Origin of the sequence: Nostoc sp. ChiQUE02 (genome assembly GCF_034531305.2) — a bacterium.
Lineage (GTDB): Bacteria > Cyanobacteriota > Cyanobacteriia > Cyanobacteriales > Nostocaceae > Nostoc.
Genome location: NZ_JAVRBN020000007.1, coordinates 25,528 through 45,369, shown reverse-complemented (window position 1 = coordinate 45,369; position 19,842 = coordinate 25,528). Strand labels below are relative to the sequence as shown.

At 43.3% G+C, this 19,842-nt stretch carries 17 protein-coding genes and 1 pseudogene; 9 read left to right on the top strand and 9 right to left on the bottom strand.

The features are described 5' to 3' along the window. Positions 1-250: 250 nt before the first annotated feature. The 3 genes from RM347_RS09495 to btpA form a co-directional block, all read right to left on the bottom strand. Positions 251-2,455 carry a CHASE2 domain-containing protein gene (locus tag RM347_RS09495; RefSeq protein ID WP_322720845.1) on the bottom strand — a complete coding sequence of 735 codons (2,205 nt, stop codon included), beginning with the start codon at positions 2,453-2,455 and terminating at the stop codon, positions 251-253. Positions 2,456-3,128: 673 nt separating this feature from the next. Continuing rightward, positions 3,129-4,112: a vitamin K epoxide reductase family protein gene (locus RM347_RS09490; protein WP_322720846.1), complete on the bottom strand. Its 984-nt coding sequence runs from the start codon at positions 4,110-4,112 to the stop codon at positions 3,129-3,131. Positions 4,113-4,260: 148 nt separating this feature from the next. Further along, positions 4,261-5,109 (bottom strand): photosystem I biogenesis protein BtpA, encoded by an 849-nt coding sequence (btpA, locus tag RM347_RS09485; protein ID WP_322720847.1) that lies wholly within the window; start codon positions 5,107-5,109, stop codon positions 4,261-4,263. A 756-nt stretch (positions 5,110-5,865) separates the two neighbouring features. Between btpA and rimO the strand changes: the two genes are divergently transcribed. Next, positions 5,866-7,185, top strand: coding sequence for a 30S ribosomal protein S12 methylthiotransferase RimO (gene rimO, locus RM347_RS09480; RefSeq protein ID WP_322720848.1), 1,320 nt, complete (start codon positions 5,866-5,868; stop codon positions 7,183-7,185). Between the two features lie 148 nt (positions 7,186-7,333). After that, on the top strand, positions 7,334-8,866 hold the full coding sequence (locus tag RM347_RS09475) for a DEAD/DEAH box helicase (protein WP_322720849.1): 1,533 nt from the start codon (positions 7,334-7,336) through the stop codon (positions 8,864-8,866). A gap of 161 nt (positions 8,867-9,027) precedes the next feature. Here the strand turns inward: RM347_RS09475 and RM347_RS09470 are convergent, their stop codons facing one another. Further along, positions 9,028-9,975, bottom strand: a complete 948-nt coding sequence (locus tag RM347_RS09470; protein WP_322720850.1) for an aldo/keto reductase — start codon at positions 9,973-9,975, stop codon at positions 9,028-9,030. Between RM347_RS09470 and RM347_RS09465 the strand changes: the two genes are divergently transcribed. Beyond that, positions 9,965-10,174, top strand: a complete 210-nt coding sequence (locus RM347_RS09465) for a hypothetical protein (protein WP_322720851.1) — start codon at positions 9,965-9,967, stop codon at positions 10,172-10,174. The genes RM347_RS09470 and RM347_RS09465 overlap by 11 nt on opposite strands. 37 nt (positions 10,175-10,211) lie before the next feature. On the opposite strand, the gene RM347_RS09460 is transcribed toward RM347_RS09465, so the two are convergent. Beyond that, positions 10,212-10,436, bottom strand: a complete 225-nt coding sequence (locus RM347_RS09460) for a hypothetical protein (RefSeq protein ID WP_322720852.1) — start codon at positions 10,434-10,436, stop codon at positions 10,212-10,214. Between the two features lie 390 nt (positions 10,437-10,826). Between RM347_RS09460 and RM347_RS09455 the strand changes: the two genes are divergently transcribed. The 4 genes from RM347_RS09455 (at position 10,827) to RM347_RS09440 (ending at position 14,991) form a co-directional block, all read left to right on the top strand. Continuing rightward, a complete protein-coding gene (locus RM347_RS09455) occupies positions 10,827-12,260 on the top strand; it encodes a BCD family MFS transporter (RefSeq protein WP_322720853.1) in 1,434 nt (477 codons plus the stop codon). A 70-nt stretch (positions 12,261-12,330) separates the two neighbouring features. Further along, entirely contained in the window at positions 12,331-13,137 is an 807-nt protein-coding gene (locus RM347_RS09450; RefSeq protein WP_322720854.1) for an inositol monophosphatase family protein, read from the top strand. A 221-nt stretch (positions 13,138-13,358) separates the two neighbouring features. Further along, on the top strand, positions 13,359-13,931 hold the full coding sequence (locus RM347_RS09445; RefSeq protein WP_322720855.1) for a hypothetical protein: 573 nt from the start codon (positions 13,359-13,361) through the stop codon (positions 13,929-13,931). A 106-nt stretch (positions 13,932-14,037) separates the two neighbouring features. Then, positions 14,038-14,991 carry an MDR/zinc-dependent alcohol dehydrogenase-like family protein gene (locus RM347_RS09440; RefSeq protein ID WP_322720856.1) on the top strand — a complete coding sequence of 318 codons (954 nt, stop codon included), beginning with the start codon at positions 14,038-14,040 and terminating at the stop codon, positions 14,989-14,991. A gap of 66 nt (positions 14,992-15,057) precedes the next feature. Here RM347_RS09440 and RM347_RS09435 read toward each other — a convergent pair whose 3' ends face one another. The 4 genes from RM347_RS09435 to petP form a co-directional block, all read right to left on the bottom strand. After that, positions 15,058-15,345 (bottom strand): hypothetical protein, encoded by a 288-nt coding sequence (locus tag RM347_RS09435; protein WP_322720857.1) that lies wholly within the window; start codon positions 15,343-15,345, stop codon positions 15,058-15,060. A gap of 83 nt (positions 15,346-15,428) precedes the next feature. Further along, positions 15,429-16,475 carry a chlorophyll synthase ChlG gene (gene chlG, locus RM347_RS09430; protein WP_322720858.1) on the bottom strand — a complete coding sequence of 349 codons (1,047 nt, stop codon included), beginning with the start codon at positions 16,473-16,475 and terminating at the stop codon, positions 15,429-15,431. A 126-nt stretch (positions 16,476-16,601) separates the two neighbouring features. Then, positions 16,602-17,702 (bottom strand): Get3/ArsA fold putative tail anchor-mediating ATPase NosAFP, encoded by a 1,101-nt coding sequence (locus RM347_RS09425; protein ID WP_322720859.1) that lies wholly within the window; start codon positions 17,700-17,702, stop codon positions 16,602-16,604. A gap of 120 nt (positions 17,703-17,822) precedes the next feature. Then, positions 17,823-18,014, bottom strand: a complete 192-nt coding sequence (gene petP, locus RM347_RS09420; protein ID WP_190898803.1) for a cytochrome b6f subunit PetP — start codon at positions 18,012-18,014, stop codon at positions 17,823-17,825. A 155-nt stretch (positions 18,015-18,169) separates the two neighbouring features. On the opposite strand from petP, the pseudogene RM347_RS09415 reads away from it, so the two are divergent. Both RM347_RS09415 and RM347_RS09410 read left to right on the top strand, forming a co-directional pair. Continuing rightward, a pseudogene (locus RM347_RS09415) lies at positions 18,170-18,483 on the top strand (Uma2 family endonuclease); the annotation flags it as partial. 436 nt (positions 18,484-18,919) lie between these two features. Continuing rightward, positions 18,920-19,768: an ABC transporter permease gene (locus RM347_RS09410; RefSeq protein WP_322720878.1), complete on the top strand. Its 849-nt coding sequence runs from the start codon at positions 18,920-18,922 to the stop codon at positions 19,766-19,768. Positions 19,769-19,842 lie beyond the last annotated feature (74 nt).

Genomic DNA, 19,842 nt, shown 5'->3' with positions numbered 1-19,842 from the left:
TAAATACAAAATATATTTATTTTTATAATTATCTCTGATAGATAATTCCTTTCTTACCTATGTTCTTAGGTTTAGTCTTCAGGTAAAAAAGCCTTACTAGGTCTCTATCTTGCCTAAAAAACGACTTCGCAGTATGTACACAATATTTTTTCAAGATAGTGCCTTGGACGTGTTTCCAGTCCACATTCCTAATTTGAAGGTAAAAATTATGACTTAATTTAAAAAATCTGGGCGCTTGACTATTGACTAATTAAGCAAACTCGTAGCGATTTTTACCCAAGCGCTTGGCACGGTACATTGCTGTATCAGCTTGTTTCATCAAAGTTTCACTGTCTTGACTGTTGTATGGGTAAACACTAATGCCAATACTGGCAGAAACGCGGATTGCATACCCATCTAAAACAATTGGCTTGCTAATACTACTTAAAATTTTTTCGGCGACTTTAGCAGCTATTTGGACATTAGGAATTGCCCGTAAAATCACAGTAAATTCATCGCCACCCAAACGAGAAACTGTATCACTAGCGCGTAAAGAGTTGCTGAGTCTTCCAGCAATGGTCATTAGCAAGCGATCGCCCATCTCGTGTCCCAGAGTATCATTGACTTGCTTAAAGCCATCTAGATCGATAAATAGCAGTCCCAGCAACAAGTTGTTGTGTTGCGCCCAATGTAATGACTCGTAAAGTTGTTCGGCAAAAAACTTGCGATTGGATAAACCGGTGAGGGGGTCGTGATACGCTAAATAACGCAAGTGGTCTTCTTTGAGTTTTAATTCATTGTTAGAGCGGAATAGTTCAGCAGCAGTACGCTTAAGCTTTTCTTCCATCAACTTGCGCTGAGTAATATCTCGGATGACCCCAACTAAAAAGAAATTGCCAGCTGAGTCTTTGTGGAGCGATCGCTTAGTGGCAATTTGATAAGTCTGTCCATCTGAATTTGTAAATTCTTCTTCATGTTCCTGGGGTTGCTGAGTCCGAAAAACAAGATCATCCTGTTGTCGAAACACATCAGCTTCATGTTTAGGGAAAAAGTCATAGTCTGACTTTTCAATTAACAACTTATTCGGATAACCGATAAATCGACAATACGCCTCATTTAAAACAATCCACTGGTGCTGTTCATTTTTCACAAAAATTGGATCGGGAATGGTGTTGATGACGTGATGCAAAAATTCTTTGGAACGTTTCCACTCTTCCTGCATGTGAGCAATACGACTGGTCATCCAAATAGCTGAACTGCCAAAGCTAAACAGTGAAGGAATAATTGGTATCCACCAACCGTACAAGAAAGCAAAGTATGCACTCAGGGTCAATACAAAGCAAGAAACTAGGATACCGAGGAGGCTCCTAGTTGCGTTTCGTATCCGCCATGTTGTCACGGCTCCCAAATAAGACCAGACAAAAACCCACAAGTATTCCACCAAGTCAGTCCAGACTTTGAGTAATGGTCTTCCATCAAGAGCGGCTGAAATTAACTCACTAATAAAATAAGCTTGCAGTTGAATACCAGGTACAGGCTTTGCCGTACCCATTACACTACTGGAGTAGGGAATGAACACAAAATCCTGGAGACTGGGTGCGGTGGAGCCAATGAGTATAATCCGATCTTTGATTAAGTTTTCTTTGACTTTATCTGCTAGTACATCTCTCATCGATACCTGGCGAAAACTACAAAATTCTCCAGATGAACTTTGACATTTGGGTTTAGGAAAATTGGTCAAAAGTTGGTAGCCTCTAGCATCAGCTCCCACATAAGCACCATCATTAGCCTCAAAACGAGTAAATGCTGCTTTACCCAATTGCAAATACTTAGGGTTGCTTTTTGCTTTAGTAGGAGTAATTTCCTTTGACTTTAAATACAATAAAGCCAACTTCAGGGCAAAACTTTCGTGTACTTGACTTTTAACGTGCCAATACAACAAACTGCGACGTACTTTACCATCAAGATCATAAAGCACGTTGTTAAAGCCCACTTGATCCTCATTCAGTCCCAGTGGAGGCGAAACACTAACGTTTTTGTTTTTGTCATTTGCTAGGAGTTCAATACCAATTAAGTTGGGCAATGACTTATAAGCATTACGTAACTCTTGATTACCAGGGTCTACTGGCAAATTTCTGTAGATATCTAAGCCAATAGCACGGGGTTTGTGGACATTTAATTTTTGCAACAACTGGGCAATCTTCTGATCTGGAATCGGCCACGAACCTACTTCGTCTAAATAGGCCTCATCAATCACTACGATCGTAATACGCTCTTCTGGCGGTTCATTTGGACGTAAGCGAAAAAATTGATCCAAAGCTGCCAACTCCAAAGATTGCAATAATCCGATGGAGTGCAAAAGCAGGACGCAGACTGCAACGCTGGCCGCAGCGATCAATTCTCTGTGTCCTCGACTAAGCGATTGTTTCAGTCCAAAGATTAACTTCACAAAACGCTTGCCTAGCTGCTGATTCATTCCCATTACCTAGTAGGGAGAAATATTCTCTATTTCCTATAGTTATTAACTATCGGACTAACATAGCTCAAGTGGGAGCTAAATAGAGTTTCTAAGAGTTTTTTCAACTCAGCAAGGTTCTTCAATACATCGTAGTATTTGTGATGTCATACCATATATTGAGGCCAATTATCTGACCAAACGGCAACTGAGACTCTTGTGGCTATCAGCACAAATTAATAAATATTGTTGAAAGTGAGTTCAGTGAATTTAACGCCCAAAGCCTTGTGTGGTAAAGCTTACTCAATTAAACTCGCAAATTTGGGAGCAATTAGGTATTTTACTAAGAATTATGGTAACTTCCAACAGATACACCTTTGGGTTTGGCGCTGACATGATTACATCCCAAGGTGGCTCCCAAGTGCTGTAAAAAGAAATTAAAGTATACATTATTTTAGAGCAAATGTACTTATTTAATTTCCTTTAGCTTAGAGTGTTTGCAGATAAAAGCCGCAGGGAAATTGGTAATTGGGTATTGGATAATACCTACTATCTATTACCAAAAACAAAAAAGCCAACTAGAAACAGATTTTACTGTCATCCAGTTGACTATGGGGTGTGAATTACACCGTACCGCTAGGTTGGTGTAGGCTTACCGATTCATTCAGAATCGCCTTGAGGCTTCTCAAGGCAATTACTTGAAATACTTGAAGTTACGAGCGCCCGTGTAACCAGAAACTTTCGCTAGTTCCTCTAAGTTTTGGACTCCGCTATAGCTTTTATCATTGATGATCCAAGTGGGGAAGCCTTCAATTTTTGCGGCTTTACAAAGTTCCGTTTGAGCTTTCAGTCCATCGGGAGCGCACTCTACTTTAATATCACTATTGATTATTTCCTCGGCTTCTTTACCAAAAAGCAGCTTTTGTTCATGGCAGTGAGGACACCAGTAAGCGCTGTATTCCTTCGCGCCTACCTTTGCCAGATGGCGTGCTAAGGCTATTTCTGCCTCACCAGAAGTAGTGGTAACTTCCCAACCGAACGCTGGGTTGGCGTTTTCCTTAGGAGTAAAAGTAATTTTTGTGGGTTGTCCAGGAGTTCCAGGTGTAACACTTTGTTCATTCACGCCAGCATAGACGCCTAAAGTACCAATCAGCGTTACCATCCCTACGATCAGGGCGGTAAAAAAGATTTGTCCAATATCTTCCCAAGTCCGACCGATAATCGTCAGTACCAAAAGACTGAGGGAAAACAAAGCTGAACCAATACAGTAAGGACAAATAGCTTTGATTTGAGATGTCAGCACATACATTAAGTAGCCGCTAAAGACAGACATAGCGATCGCACCCACCAGCAGCAGCCACCACGTCCAATTTTCTAATTGTTTGCGGCTATTGTTTTCTCCTGAGTTGAATACCAAGGGAGCCAAAGCCAATATCACCATACTGGTGTATGCCAAAAACCCAAACAAAGCTAATGGCTGACCAAAAACCGTTGCCCAAGGACTGGAAAGCACATCATTACAGCCCTTAGCACCAGCCTGTGCCACGCAAGCGGCACTGCCTCCTGTTAACTTTTCTATAGTGAGATAACCTGTTGTCAGGGCACCACATCCAGCGATCGCGGCAATCAATGGACGTGACCATTTATGAATCCAAGGAGTAGAACGACGGCGAATCATAAACTGCTATTGGTAATGGGCATTGGGCATTGGACATTGGGCATTGGGCATTAGTTATTTCTCCCCATTGGGGATTGGGTAGTGGTAATTGGGTATTGAGTATTATTTATTTTTCACCATGCCCTATGCTCCATGCCCAATCCCCCAGTTAAGAATGTAACTTCACTTGTTCTGCTGATTTACTTTCACCTTTGGAGTTCCAATTGCGATGTGCGACTTCCACAAATTGGCTGACACGAATTGGGTCAATTGGTTGCTCTATGCGTCCATGACGTTTCAAGGAACTGGAAACTATTACACCATCTGCTGCCTGCATCAATGTATCAATATTTTCCAAATTGGCCCCACTACCGATGAACACTGGCGTGCCAGCTGCTGCACCACAAGCTAGTTCCAAATCTTCTAAGTTAGGAGGACTACCAGTAGCCCAGCCAGATAAAATTACCCCGTCTGCTAAACCCCTTTCAATGGTGTCTTTCACGGCGACTGTGAGATTTGGAGAACTCAAAGGACGGGCGTGTTTCACCAACACATCGGCCAGGATTTTAACATCACACCCTAACTCCCGTCGATAGCGGAGTAGTTGATGGGCTTCTCCCTCAATTAATCCTTGATCGGTTGCCATCACCCCTGTGAGGACGTTGACGCGGATGAATTGTGCCTGTACACAGCTAGCGATCGCCATTGCACTTTTGGCATCGTTTCGCAAAACATTTAAGCCTATAGGCAAAGTCACCAAATTCTGTATCCGCTGCACCACAATGGTCATGGCACTCACAACCACTGGATCGACTTGGCTTTTGGTAAACGGCGCGTCGAAAAAATTCTCGACAATTAGACCATCAACCCCTCCACTTGCCAGGGCTGCGGCTTCTTGTTCGGCGCGGTCAATCACCGCTTTGAGGCTACCTCCCCAACGGGGTGAGGTAGGCAGTGGTAGCAGGTGAACCACGCCAATAATTGGTGAGCGAGTTTTAAATATCTGATATAAGTCCACGTCTTTAATCCGCCTCGCGGAGTCCAGAGTCCAGATTTTTTTGACTATTGAACGCCAGTTCAACACCACTCCCTTGAAGGTCGGGAACCTCTATATAAGGGTGGCTCTTCAACGGGGGAAACCCCGCACGTGACTGGCTCCTCTTGACCCTTGACTCTTGACTTTTCATTAACTAGTCAAATGTGTTTTATGATAGTCGGTTTACTGCCTCCTTCCTAAGATGGAAATTGGCGTCAAACCTCCCATAAGATATGTTAAGATAAAACCTGGCTACAAGAGGAGTTTGCCACTCACTAGACGCAAGGCAGCTTTCCGTGGTTTAGGCGTCTCGTCCGCGCACAGTCGTAGGACTTGCCAATCGCCAGGGTAGCATTACTGCTTTATAGGCGTAGTCGCTTTCGTCGACTTCCCTGAGGGTAGCGACTTCTCACAACAAGCCCTTTGGGCGGCTTCCCGATGGGTAGGTTAACAACGCACACGCTGTGGTAATGTAAAATACCAATAGGCGAATTGTTAAAAAAGATTACAAGTGTCAAATGTACCCAAAGACACTTCAATTTACCCTGGGGAACAGATTGATAAAAATATCATAACATGACCTCTATTTTTATTATTAATAGAGTCATAAGTCCACGGACAGTTGCTGACAGTGGGAATATGCCGCTGTACTGTTATTAGAAGGATAGTGATAGGAAAAAAGCGAAATTAGCGCCGGAATGTTTGACTACAAGAAAAAAATGAAGATATTTTCAAAATATGGGTGACAAGCCAACAATTGCCATTTCTCACCTGGGCTGCGAGAAAAACCGAATTGATACAGAGCACATGCTGGGAATGCTCGTAGAAGCAGGCTACGGTGTAGATACAAATGAAGAGTTAGCAGATTACGTTATTGTTAATACCTGTAGTTTTATTGAAGCAGCGAGACTTGAATCTGTCAGAACTTTGGTGGAACTGGCAGAGGCAAACAAAAAAATCGTAATAACTGGCTGTATGGCGCAACACTTCCAAGAACAACTTTTGGAGGAGTTACCCGAAGCAGTAGCCGTTGTGGGTACAGGCGATTATCACAAAATTGTAAATGTAATTGAGCGTGTAGAACAAGGTGAGCGGGTCAAACAGGTTAGTATTGAGCCAACCTACATTGCCGACGAGACTACACCACGCTATCGCACGACAACGGAGGGCGTAGCTTACCTCCGGGTTGCGGAAGGATGTGATTATCGTTGTGCATTTTGTATAATTCCTCATCTCCGAGGGAACCAGCGATCGCGTACTATTGAATCTATAGTCGCCGAAGCCGAGCAGTTAGTTAGTCAAGGGGTAAAGGAAATTATTCTAATTTCCCAAATCACCACTAATTACGGTTTGGATATTTACGGTCAGCCAAAATTAGCCGAATTACTTCGCGCTTTGGGGAAAGTAGATATACCGTGGATCAGAATGCATTACGCTTATCCCACGGGACTGACCCCAGATGTGATCGCGGCCATCCAAGAAACACCCAACGTCTTGCCTTACCTCGATTTGCCCTTGCAGCATTCTCATCCAGAGATTCTCCGCGCCATGAACCGTCCTTGGCAAGGGCGCGTAAATGATGGGATTATAGATCGCATCAAAGCGGCGCTACCAACAGCCGTATTGCGGACAACATTTATTGTTGGTTTCCCAGGAGAAACAAGCGAGCATTTTGAGCATCTACTAGAGTTCGTCCAGCGGCATGAATTCGACCATGTTGGTGTTTTCACCTTTTCCTCTGAGGAAGGAACCCCAGCTTACAAGCTACCAAATCAGTTGCCCCAATTGGTAATGGACGAGCGCCGATACCAACTTATGGAACTCCAGCAACCGATTTCTCAAAAGAAAAATCAACAGGAAGTAGGCAAAATCGTTGATGTCCTGATTGAGCAAGAAAATCCTGAAAGTGGTGAATTAATCGGTCGTTCAGGTAGATTTTCCCCAGAGGTTGATGGTCTGGTGTATGTCAAAGGCCAGGCAAAATTAGGAACCATCGTACCAATAGCGATTCACCACGCTGATACATACGACCTCTATGGTCAAGTAGTCAATAACTAAATTGTCATTTGTCTTTTGTTAAATAACCCTTACGGGTTCGCCCTTCTTTTGAAGTATTTTCTCATGGGGGGTTTTCCCTAAGACTCCGCTTGCTGACTAATGACTAATGACTAATCCAAAAATCCTTACATAAAATTTAGGAGAATTAATGACTCTTTCATTCCAAGAATTAGGCATTTCCCAAGAACGTGTCGAACAACTAGAAAAAATCGGTTTTACCGAACCAACTAACATTCAAGTGCAAGCAATTCCCCAATTGCTAGCCGGTCGTGATGTGGTAGGTCAATCTCAAACTGGAACAGGCAAAACGGCAGCATTTTCACTGCCAATTTTAGAGCGGCTGGATATTAATCAAAAAGCCGTGCAAGCCATAGTTTTAACACCAACTCGTGAATTAGCGATGCAAGTTCACGATGCGATCGCGCAATTCATTGGTAATGAAGGATTGCGGGTGTTAGCAATCTATGGTGGTCAATCAATTGACCGCCAAATGTTACAACTCAAACGTGGCGTTCACATGGTTGTGGGCACTCCAGGACGGGTGATCGATTTGCTAGATCGCGGCTGTTTAAAGCTCGATCAAGTGAAGTGGTTTGTGTTGGATGAAGCTGATGAAATGTTGAGCATGGGCTTTATTGATGATGTGGTGAAAATCCTCTCTCAAGCGCCCGTAGATCGCCAAACAGCTTTATTCTCGGCAACAATGCCACCATCAATTCGGATGTTGGTGAACAAGTTCTTGCGATCGCCTGCGACTGTCACTGTTGAGCAGCCAAAAGCCGCTCCTAACAAGATTAATCAGGTAGCTTACCTGATCCCCCGTCACTGGACAAAAGCCAAAGCTTTACAGCCGATTCTGGAAATGGAAGATCCAGAAACAGCTTTAATCTTTGTCCGCACCAGACGCACAGCCGCAGAACTCACCAGTCAATTACAAGGGGCTGGTCACAGTGTTGATGAATACCACGGTGACTTATCCCAACAAGCACGGGAACGGTTATTGAGCCGATTCCGTAACCGTCAAGTCCGCTGGGTGGTAGCAACTGATATTGCGGCACGAGGATTAGATGTTGATCAACTTTCACATGTGATCAACTACGACTTACCCGATAGCGTAGAAACTTACGTCCATCGCATTGGTCGTACTGGTCGTGCTGGCAAAGAAGGAACAGCAATTTCTTTAGTACAACCATTTGAGCGGCGCAAGCAGCAGACATTTGAACGTCATAACCGTCAAAGTTGGCAATTGCTGACCATTCCTACACGCGCCCAGATTGAAGCGCGACACATCCTGAAATTACAAGAACAGGTACGGGAAGCTCTGACAGGTGAGCGTTTGGCTTCATTCTTACCAATTGTCAGCGAACTAATTGAAGAATACGATGCTCAAGCGATCGCCGCAGCTGCACTACAAATCGCTTACGATCAAACTCGTCCCGCTTGGTTGAACTCAGATGTGGAAATTCCTCAAGAAGAATCCTCCACTCCCAAACCAAGACTGGGCAAACGTCGTGAATCTTCCAGCGATCGCCCCCGTTCTGCGTGGAAATCAGATAGCAGCAATGGAGATGAAGAAAGACATTCTTCTCCCAAGCCCAAACTGCGGACAAGTAGTCGTGATTCTTCCGCATCCCCTAGTAAAAAGTTAGGTTCACCTACAGCTAGGGAATCAGCTTCTTAGTCAACAGTTAGAAGTTAATCAATTTTGGATTTTAGATTTGAGATATCTTCTTCAATCCAAAATCCAAATTTAAAATTGGAGAGTTGAGAGTTAAGAGTCAAGAGTTAAGATGTTGACTTTGGACTCTTGACTTTTTGGCTTTTTTAGAAAGTTCAAAAACACTACAGCCAAGGACGACTAACTTGTTCTAATTCTCCAATTTCATCGTCGCTCAATCTCCAGCCTAAAGCACCAGCATTCTGCCGCACCTGTTCGGCCGTCTTCACTCCAGCAATGGGAATAACGTTACCCTGAGCAATTAACCAGTTGAGAGCAACTTGAGCAGGGGTGCGATCGTATTTTTCCCCAAAATTGCGTAGCAAAGATATGACTGGGGCAATTTTTTGCAGACCTTCTTTCTTAAATCGCGGGTCTATTTTCCTTGCACCAGTAGGGGTTTCAGCACTATCAATACTGTACTTGCCTGTGAGTAATCCCTGTGCTAAAGGACTATAAGCCAAGATAGTTACACCCAACTCACGGGCAGTTGCCATAATACCCTTGCTTTCAATTTGGCGACTGAGTAAAGAATAGCGCACTTGGTTCACAGCCAAAGCCACTCCCCGATCCGCTAATATTTGATGCGCGTCCCGCATTTGCTCTGCTGAGTAATTACTTACACCGACTGCGGCAATTCTGCCCCGCTTCACTTCATCCGCTAGGGCATTCATCAAAGTTTTTTGACTTAAAAAGAAGGCAAAAGGCCAATGCACTTGGTACAGGGCGATTTGCTCTAATTGCAAGCGTTTGAGGCTATCTGTTAAAGCATCAGAGACGGATTGGGCTGTAAATCGCCACGGTACGGGACCAAACTTTGTGGCAATTTGTACAGGTTGTTGTGTCTGTTGCAAAAATTGCCCCAAAAATTTCTCTGATAGTCCCATTCCGTAGATTTCGGCAGTATCAAAGAAGGTAACACCAGCCTCTAAGGCTGCTGTAAAGGCTTCTTGTAACTGTTCTGGGCCGTAGCGATCGCCATAATTCCAAAAGAGTTTATCACCCCAAGCCCAAGTGCCTATGCACAAGGGTGTAACAACTGGGCCATTTTGCCCCAATGTGATGTTTTCCACGGTTGCAAAATTTCGTTTATTTACATTTCTTTACTTTTATAGTGTATCGTTACAGACAAGATTGGGTGCGATCGTCACCACTTGGCTGCAAATCTTGTGGTGCGTAGGCGTAGCCCGTCGTAGACATCGTGGTTTGCGTAAAGATTTACAAATCACACCTGACAATATATCTATTCTCATAATTAAGGGAGGCCAATAACCTCCCTTTCATAATAGTTGAGTGTATTTACCTGTATTTAAGAATTAGATGATTTATCCTGCTTGGCTTTTTTGATTAATTCCATATAGACATTAATCTCACTAATTTCTACATCATGTTCAACTCTGGTTACTTTCCATTTCTCTTTTTTTAGGTAAACTTCTTCTCCTACTCTGGGAGTAAATTGGAGATCGTAGAACTTTTTTAGAAAATCTTTTTGATTTTCTTCCCATAATATTACTTTGACTGGTTCTTTACTCATTGCTTATGCCTTTTTATTTACTAGATGAAGGTAAGTAGTTTGATGACATACATACGGCAAGTTTATCTTACTAATTTAATGGAATAGCGTAGTTAAAACCACATTTTCACATTGATATTTTTATGTGGCTTGTTCCATATCCCTGATAACTTTAGTAAAGTTTGAGATGGTTGGATGTCAATGATACATCTATATAATGATCGCTAACTATGACACCAGCATGACCAGTAAAAGCCGAAGTCTATGCTTATACTGGTGTTGGTATAACTGGTTGCTAAATAATTGTGATCGCAACTTCAACTTTTCATTCGCTGATTTAGAGCGGGTAGGGTTTATCTTTATTTAAAGAGAGAGAGATTAAATCCTAATAAACCATACGAAAAAGTAGCTATGGCAAGCGGTGAAGTATTTGATACCAAAACAAAATCCCTATCTGTGCCAAGGGTAAATCTGCTGACCATGTTCCGGCTGGGTTTATTTCAGATGGGGTTGAGCATGATGTCCATTTTGACTCTGGGCGTACTCAACAGAGTCATGATTCAAGAAATAGCAATTCCGGCGACGCTGGTATCAGTAGTTCTAGCACTGCCTTTATTTGTTGCTCCTTCGCGTGTCTGGTTCGGACAGATTTCCGATGCCAAGCCGTTATGGGGATACCACCGCACGGCTTATGTTTGGGTGGGTGCGGCAATATTTGCGATCGCAGCATTTTTAGCTGTACAAGTAATGTGGCAGATGAATCTTGCTGGAAATAGTGCAGGTACTTGGGTATGGACAACCCAAACAATCGGCTGGACAGCACTTTTGGCTTTAGTTTTCGCTGTCTACGGTCTAGGAATTTGTGCTAGCGGTACTGCTTTTGCTGCTTTGTTGGTGGATATATCTGAAGAAGATAACCGTTCTAAAGTAGTCGGTGTGGTTTGGTCGATGCTAATGGTGGGGATTATTGTTGGCGCGATTATCAGTGCCAGCTTGCTGAAACAGTTAACGCCAGAAGCAACTGTAGAAACCTTGCAGCCAGCAATCAACCGATTGTTTACTATCGTCCCAGCAATTGTATTTGGTTTAGCGATCGCAGCGACATTCGGCGTAGAAAAAAAATACTCTCAATACTCAACCCGTTCCACACTGGTGAACCGGGAAGACAGTATTACTCTAAGCAATGCTTGGAAAATCTTGACAGCTAGTCCGCAAACAGGTGTATTTTTTACCTTTTTACTGGTGATGACTATCAGTTTGTTTATGCAAGACCCGATTTTGGAACCGTATGCGGGTCAAGTGTTTAAAATGCCTTTAGCGGAAAGTACCAAATTAAATATTTTTTATGGAACGGGTCTACTGATTGCCTACGGTGTTACTGGCTTTTACATTGTCCCGCGTTTGGGTAAGCGCAGAACTGCACGTTTCGGCTGTATGTTAGTAGCATTCTGTGCAATATTGCTAGGTATATCAGGATTCACAGCTAATGCAGCAGTTCTTAAACTAGGTTTGGTCTTGTTCGGTTTAGCCACAGGTTTCTTAACAACGGCAGCAATTAGCTTGATGTTGGATCTCACCGCAGCAGAAGCCGCAGGTACATTTATTGGGGCATGGGGATTAGCGCAGTCCCTCTCTAGAGGTGTGGCGGTAGTAATCGGAGGTACAGTTTTGGATATTGGACGCAAGCTGTTACCTAGCCCAGAGTTAGCTTATGGACTGGTATTCGTTCTAGAAGCTGTAGGAATGGTGGTGTCGATTTGGTTTCTGAATCGGGTGAACGTTACAGAATTTCAAACAAGTACCAAGCAAGCGATCGCATCTGTTTTGGAAAGCGATTTAGACTAAACTAGAAACTTAACCCAACCCGAATCTACCTAATCGCCGCTCAAAAACCCCTTTGCGCGAGAATTAACCAATGAATGATTTTTGGACAACAATTCTTGATTTTGCCCAAACTACCACTACCAGAGTGGGCAAGCAGCTAATGCAAGATTTTGGGAAAGTACAGGCTTCCCAAAAAGCTGATGGTAGTTTGGTGACGCAAGCAGATAAATGGGCAGATCGGGAAATTCGGGATGCGATCGCTTCTAATTTCTCTGGTTACGGCATTTTGAGCGAAGAGAGCGATCAGTCATTTCCCGGTACTGAATGGTGCTGGGTAATTGACCCTCTCGATGGTACAACCAACTTCACACGCGGCATTCCCATCTGGACAATATCTCTGGGTTTACTGTATCAAGGTACGCCCATTTTTGGTTATATTTACGCACCAACCTTGAATCAAGCTTTTCATGGTTTCTGGGCAGGTTCATCTGGTTTAGCAACGCCAACAGGAGCATTTCTCAACCACCACCCCATCCACACCAGTGTTGATAGTCCCAGCAACAATCACTTTTTTAACCTCTGTTCGCGTAGCACCGCAGTTATCCAAAACGGCTTTCCCTGCAAAATTCGGATGTTGGGTGTAGCTAGCTATAACTTTTTGACGGTTGCCACTGGGGCTACTCTAGGTGGTATTGAGGCGACACCAAAAGTTTGGGACTTAGCGGGAGCTTGGGTAATTGTCCAGGCTGCTGGTGGGGTCTGGTCATCGCTTAAATCAGAACCATTTCCATTATCACCGGGAGAAGATTATAGCGATCGCTCTTTTCCTACCCTTGTGGTTAGTCGTCCTGAATTAGTTTCGGTATTTCAACCTTTTCTCGAAGGCGTAAAAATTTAATCTAATTTGCCACTCTGCCGCCTGGATACAATGATTTTGTCAACCAGCCTAGTGGGCGGCGATATTCCCGACATTAAACTTAACAAAACCCTAGTCAAACAAAGAATTTAGTATAAATAAAGCTGGTGATAATCCTGATTTAAGTGCAAGACCAGTGTAGTTATTAATTTAAGTAGTGTAGTGGCTTACATTACACTGGTTAATTAAGTATAAATAATTTTATGTTGTCTGATTTAGATTTAATTCGAGAGTTTGTACAAAACTCTATCCAGAAAAAAGAAGTTTTGTTGTCAAATCCTGCTTTGACAGCGCAAACAGTCTATAAAACCAACCAACTGACAGCAAAATCTGAAGGCGTAATTGCCACCGCCCAACTATCTAATACGCTATCTGAATTCTTGATTTCTCCAAAAACATCTCAGTGGGAATTGATAAATCAGGCATTAGCAGAATATAGTTATCTCCTCAAAGGAGAAGTAGATAGTCGGGGTTTCTATCAGTATGAACACTGCGAAGTTCCCAGAGGCTATCAGATGCACTGCACTAAATCTGTGCTTCTATGGCGAGCTTGGTGGAAATATCGCAAGTATACTTTAAGACCAGGTATTCCATTAGAACTTCTGATTAGGACACGAGATTCATGGTATCCAATCCGAGATTTAATTATTAGCGACGGACTTCTTTATATCAAAACTTTAGGAAGCGAGATAGCACTTGACTCAGAAGACTTGGTTACTTGGTTAAGCAAAATTGATGTAACCAAAATTAAAGAAATACCTAGTACAGAGACGTAAGCGTGGGTATGGGTATATAGATGTATGCCCATACAGTCGATTCATTATCTTGCAAAGATTTTTGAAACTGGTATTACAACATATTAGGCAAAGGACGTGAAGAAGAATGAAAGGACTTTGGCTCGAAAACAACCAGTTGCAATTACGTACAGACATTCCCATTCCAGAACCACCACCAGGAGAAGCTTTGGTACGCGTCTTGCGTGCGGGTATCTGTAACACTGACCTGGAACTACTCAGGGGCTATTATCCCTACACGGGTATTTTGGGGCATGAATTTGTCGGCGTTGTTGAACAAGGGCCAGAACACTTAGTTAACCAACGCGTAGTTGGAGAAATCAACGCTGTGTGTGGCCATTGTCGGTTTTGTCTTTGCGGACAACCAACTCACTGCGAAAATCGCACTGTTCTGGGTATTGTCAACCGTAATGGAGCCTTTGGTGAATATCTCTGTTTGCCGATAGAGAACCTGCATCCCGTCCCTGATAATGTGCCAACAGAACTAGCAACATTTACTGAACCTTTAGCAGCAGCTTTGGAAATTCAGCAGCAAGTGCTATTGCGTCCAAATGACCGGGTGCTAGTGGTTGGAGATGGCAAACTAGGGCAGTTAGTAGCCCAGATACTAGCCCTAACTGGCTGTGAACTCTTAGCTGTGGGGCGTCATCGAGACAAATTAGCTAACTTAGAGGCACGGGGGATAAAAACGAGTCTAGCCGACGCTGTTACAGATAGATATTTCGATATCTCAGTAGAATGTACTGGTAACCCAGAAGGATTTGCGATCGCCCGCCGTGCCCTACGTCCCCGTGGTACGCTTGTACTGAAAAGTACTTATTCTGGCAACCTCAGCCTAGATGCTTCTTCTTTAGTAGTGGATGAAATCACCCTCATCGGCTCCCGTTGTGGCCCCTTTCTCCCAGCCCTCCAGCTACTAGCCACGGGAAAAGTTGACGTGCAACCTTTGATTCATGCCACCTACCCCCTCATTGAGGGACTTGCAGCTTTTGAACACGCTCAGAGTCGGGGTGTTTTGAAGATATTGTTAGAGATTGGTTAAAAAAGTTAGGAGTTGGGAGTTAAGAGTCTCCTCTTGCTCCCTTGCATCTTCTGCTCCCTCATCCCTTTAGTACAGATAAGGATTCGTCTTCGGTTGATAGTCAGAGCAATCAATCGCTTCTACTGTATTGGCAATAGATGGGCGTACAGTGCATTTAAGACGGTAATTATCGGTAAAAAATTGGCAGCCAGTACAGGGAATTTGATGCATTTGCTTGGCTGTAGTCACACTATCTCGCGCCGCCGCCCAGAGACTCAAAACAATAAGAATAGTTACAGTCCAAGCACCGATAAAACAAATTGGGATTAACAAAGGTTGAATCCCATCAATGAGAAAAGATATCAGTTTAAACACGATATGTCCTGATACAAACTAGGAGTTAGAAGTATATTAACTCCTAACTCCTAATTCCTAACTTCTCACCATAGAAGTATAAGTTAAATGCCAGCATGACCCAGCGCTAAACCAGTGACCAGCATTCCCAGAACAAGGAACGGTTGGGCGCTGGCTTGGTATTTAACATCATTCTTCACGGGGTCGCGCAGGAAATACATATCCTGTAAGGTGATTTGCGGAATGATTAACAGTATTAGTATTGCTGCATACAAATTCTCATGGATGCTAACAAGATAAGCTGCGATCAATCCTTGAAATACATCAATCGTTACTACACAAATCCATGCCGCAGTAGTGATGCCAAACATTACGGGTAGTGAATTTAATCCTAGCTGGCGATCGCCTTCTACACTCTTAAAATCATTGACAATGGCAATACCCAATCCAGCCAAGCTGTAGAACATTGTCAAAATCACAATTGTGGAATTGAGATCGCCAAACAAAGCGTGTCCTGTAGACCAAGGTAGGGTGATATAGCTTGCACCCAAGGCGTAGCTACCTAGCCAGCCGTTTTGCTTGAGTTTCAGGGGAGGTGCAGAATAAATGTAGGCGATGAAAGAACCGATAATCGCGATCGCTGTAATTGTCGGGAATTCATGACCAGACCACACATCTAGCACAAATGCCAAACCAATACCAGCAATCAGTAATACCCAAATCTGAATAATTACCTGGGGTAGGGGAATTGCTCCAGAGGGAATGGGGCGATAGGGTTCATTGATGGCATCGATTTCGCGATCGTAGTAATCATTGAGGATTTGGGTGTAACCTGTCATCAATGGCCCAGCCAGTAACATACAGGTTGCTACCTTCAATACATTTTCCAGCGTCCAAGTATAGTTACCAGAAGAAGCCGCACCACAGACTACGCCCCAAATTAGGGGAATCCAGGTAATCGGCTTCATTAGCTGCAAACGAATTTTCCAAATTGAAGTTTCCCCAGGTGCTGCACCTTTCATTCCCAGCAGCTGCCTAGTTTTCGCACTGCGATTGCCAGATGCGATTGCTTGCTCATTGGGATTATTTGCTACTGAGTCTAATACCTCAGATGGGTTAGGGTCTGGGGTAATGGGAGTTGATTCTGACATAAGGTTTATTAATGAGTTAGAAGTTAGAAGTTAGGAGTTATGAATTATTAGTTAGGAGTTAGAAGTTATAAATTATTTTTATTCCTAACTCCTTACTCTTAACTCCTAACTTTGTTCCTAACTAACTTAAAACGAAATTATCAAATAATTATTCTGAAACTTTGCTCCAGCAACAGGTCTACCACTCAAAGCAGGGGGTAGGGAAATATTCCGTCGCTGGTCTCCTGCTTCTACCGTGACTTCTGGACCATACTGAGTGAGTTTGACCTGCTTTTTGTCAAATCCTGGCAAGAATAAGCGTACTTGACGATTGTGGATGTCTATTTCAATTGGTTTGGGAGCCTGTAACGCTTGTGCTTCAAAGTTGGGTAGAGCGTCTATCAGTGGTTGCCAATCACCTGTTGGCGAGTCGGGAACGACGCTCACAGGTAGGGGAATAAATTCCTCCGATAGGTTGACATTGGTCTCAGTAGACACAAGGAGAACACCACCAACAGTTAAACCAATTTGTTGAGCACTACCCCACAAATAACGAGCATTCGCTACCTCGATAGGATCTCCTGTGGTCACCAAGAAAGCAGCGAGACGCTTAGGGTCAGCAAGAGCGGCTCTCCCCTTTTCTAAGAAATTATTAACTTGGTTAGTGGGCCCTGCAAAATTATCTGCTGTCCAGTTGACATTGAAAAAGCTGCTAATCAGCGGTTGAATCAAGGGCGATTCAGTAATTGTTTTCCCCAAATCGGAGTTGACAAACAATTGCCGAAATCGCCGGACATACCAACTGAGAGATTCTGGTAAACCCAACATCCGCAACGTTAAAGAGTCACCCGTGCCATGGTAGACGATCGCATCATATTTGCCACTGGTATCATATTCGCGGATAGCATTCAGGGCCAGGGCGTTGTCCATGCCTGGTAATACTACCAGTTCTTGACCAAAAACGTCTTTGAAGATGGGCGTGCGGAGGTATTGCGCCTCCAGTTTCTTCGCTTCATCCCAGTTGCGTTCTAGCAGTACAGATGCTTGAAACTGCACTGCTTGTAAATTGGGAGCGATTTCCTGGGGATCGGCAGCAATGGGAGTACCCAGCAGGATTGGCAATGTTGGTTCTGCTTGTCCTGCTAGGAGTACGCGCTTGCCTTGACTTGCCAATAATTTGGCGGCGGCGATCGCAATTTTGGTACGAGCGGTGCCGCCTTTGCCCAAAAATGTCAATATTAGAGCCATTACTTGATTCCTATTTTCACCGCCGGTCTTTTCAACTCCAACTTAGCACTCAACAAAGAATCTCAGCCTGTGCTTTCAACTTCAGAGTCAAAGAAAAACCCGCATCTGAGTTCTTTACTACTACACAGGTTTGATTTCATCTTCAAAAAACCAAGTGGAAGTATTGTCGTCAAACAGCACCACTACACCGATCCCAGCACCATCGGTGACTTTGTAGCCTTGGATGATACCCACTTGTCCTAGTTTTTTTACAATTGGGGGAGAAACGCGATCGCGCAAACGAAAAACTTTAACCTTTTGTCCGATTTCCATGCCTGATTACAATTCAGATAAACCAAGTCTCAGTGTAGCGGAATCCGTGACTCTGCTCTCACAAATTCAGTAGAGATGAGGAAGAAAATTCCAAGCTTCTAACTTCTGACCTAACAGCTTAAAATTAAATCAACAACCAAACAGGTACATACCCAATGTTTGTCACAGCGCAACAGCTAGAACAGCAGATGTCCGATGCAACTCGGTTGTTAAGTGATGAGCCGGAGATGGAAACTTCGTTGTATTATATACAGCTACTGCTGCTAGTAACTTCCCTTAAGTGGCTGTGGCGTGACTGTAATGATTTCTTTATAGATGCGAATCTAACAATATATTTTGGCCGTCAGCAGTTGCGAAATCGAGATTTTCGCGGCCCAGACTTTTTTTGGTCAACGACACCGAAAAGCGATCGCGCAATTGCTGGGTAGTGTCAGAGGAAGATGGTCATTATCCAGATTTGATTATTGAATAACGCCAACAGGCTGATAAATTAGCAGAGTATGATCGCAAGGAATTGATCCAGATAACTTGAGTTAAGCAAAAACTCGCATCCTTAACAAGGAAAGCAGCCTTGCAAATAGAAGTTATATTTGTAGCAAAAACACACTTGACAATAACCGATTCATAGTATGATTACGAAGATAATTTGGATACAATTTTCTAGTGATGATAGATTTTAAAAGTACTAAAAGGATTGACAACAAATAAATTACTACTACTTGTGGAGGGGCAGGATGCCCGCCTAAAGCCAAAGGCGGATGAGACGCCCACCTCACAAGAAGTTGTTGGATATTTTTTATTTGAAAGTCGCTAAACAAGGAACTTTCATAAATATAATAGGCTTCAGTAAGAGCAGTTTGGTAAGTGGGTAGTAGTGAGCGAGGAAGTAAAAATTGTTGCCGACAATGCGAGGATTTGTACGTCAGGTAGGAGGATTGAGGCGCATCTTGCCCATAGAAGAACAGTTGTGGGTGAAGTTCGACTTACTGAGAACTTTAGTACGCCGAGATTTAGAGGCACGTTACAAGGGTTCTGTTTTGGGTAACTTGTGGCCTTTGCTAAATCAGCTATCACAGTTACTAATTTATACTTATGTATTTTCCACTGTGCTGAAGGTGAAGCTGACTACTCTTAAAGGTTTACCAGCAAATGACTTCACCTTTGGTTTGTGGTTATTTGCAGGCTTACTTCCTTGGATTGCTTTTAGTGGTGGTCTAATGCAATCCTCTAATTCGGTACTAGGACAACCAAATTTAGTCAAGAAGGTGGTGTTTCCTCTAGCTTTACTACCCCTAGTGCCAATTTTGTCAACATTTATTGAGAGTTCCTTTGGTTTAATGGCATTGATTTTTTTCGTGGCGATCAATGCTCATACTTTACATACCACCTTGGCACTATTACCCTTGATCTGGCTAACGCAGTTAATGCTAACAGCGGGGTTGGGCTATTTAGCCGCAGGACTCACGGTCTTTTTGCGAGATATACCGCAGAGTTTAGGAGTGATTTTAAATATTTGGTTTTATGCGACACCGCTTGTCTATCCAGCATCAGCAATTCCAGAGCAATGGCGGAATTTGGTATTCTGGTTAAATCCAATGGCAGCGATCGCTGAAGTTTATCGCGACCTAGTGTTAGTTGGGGAGGTGAAGCATTGGGGTGAATGGGGAGTTGCTTCTGCGATGGCCGCTACTATATTTTGTTTTGGTTTCTTAGTATATAAGCATTTGCGTCCGGCATTTGCTGATGTGTTGTAGCAGAGTTCTACTTGTAAATAACTCCATCAATCAGCTTAATGGTAATGTGAGAGATGCGGTTTGAAATATAAATT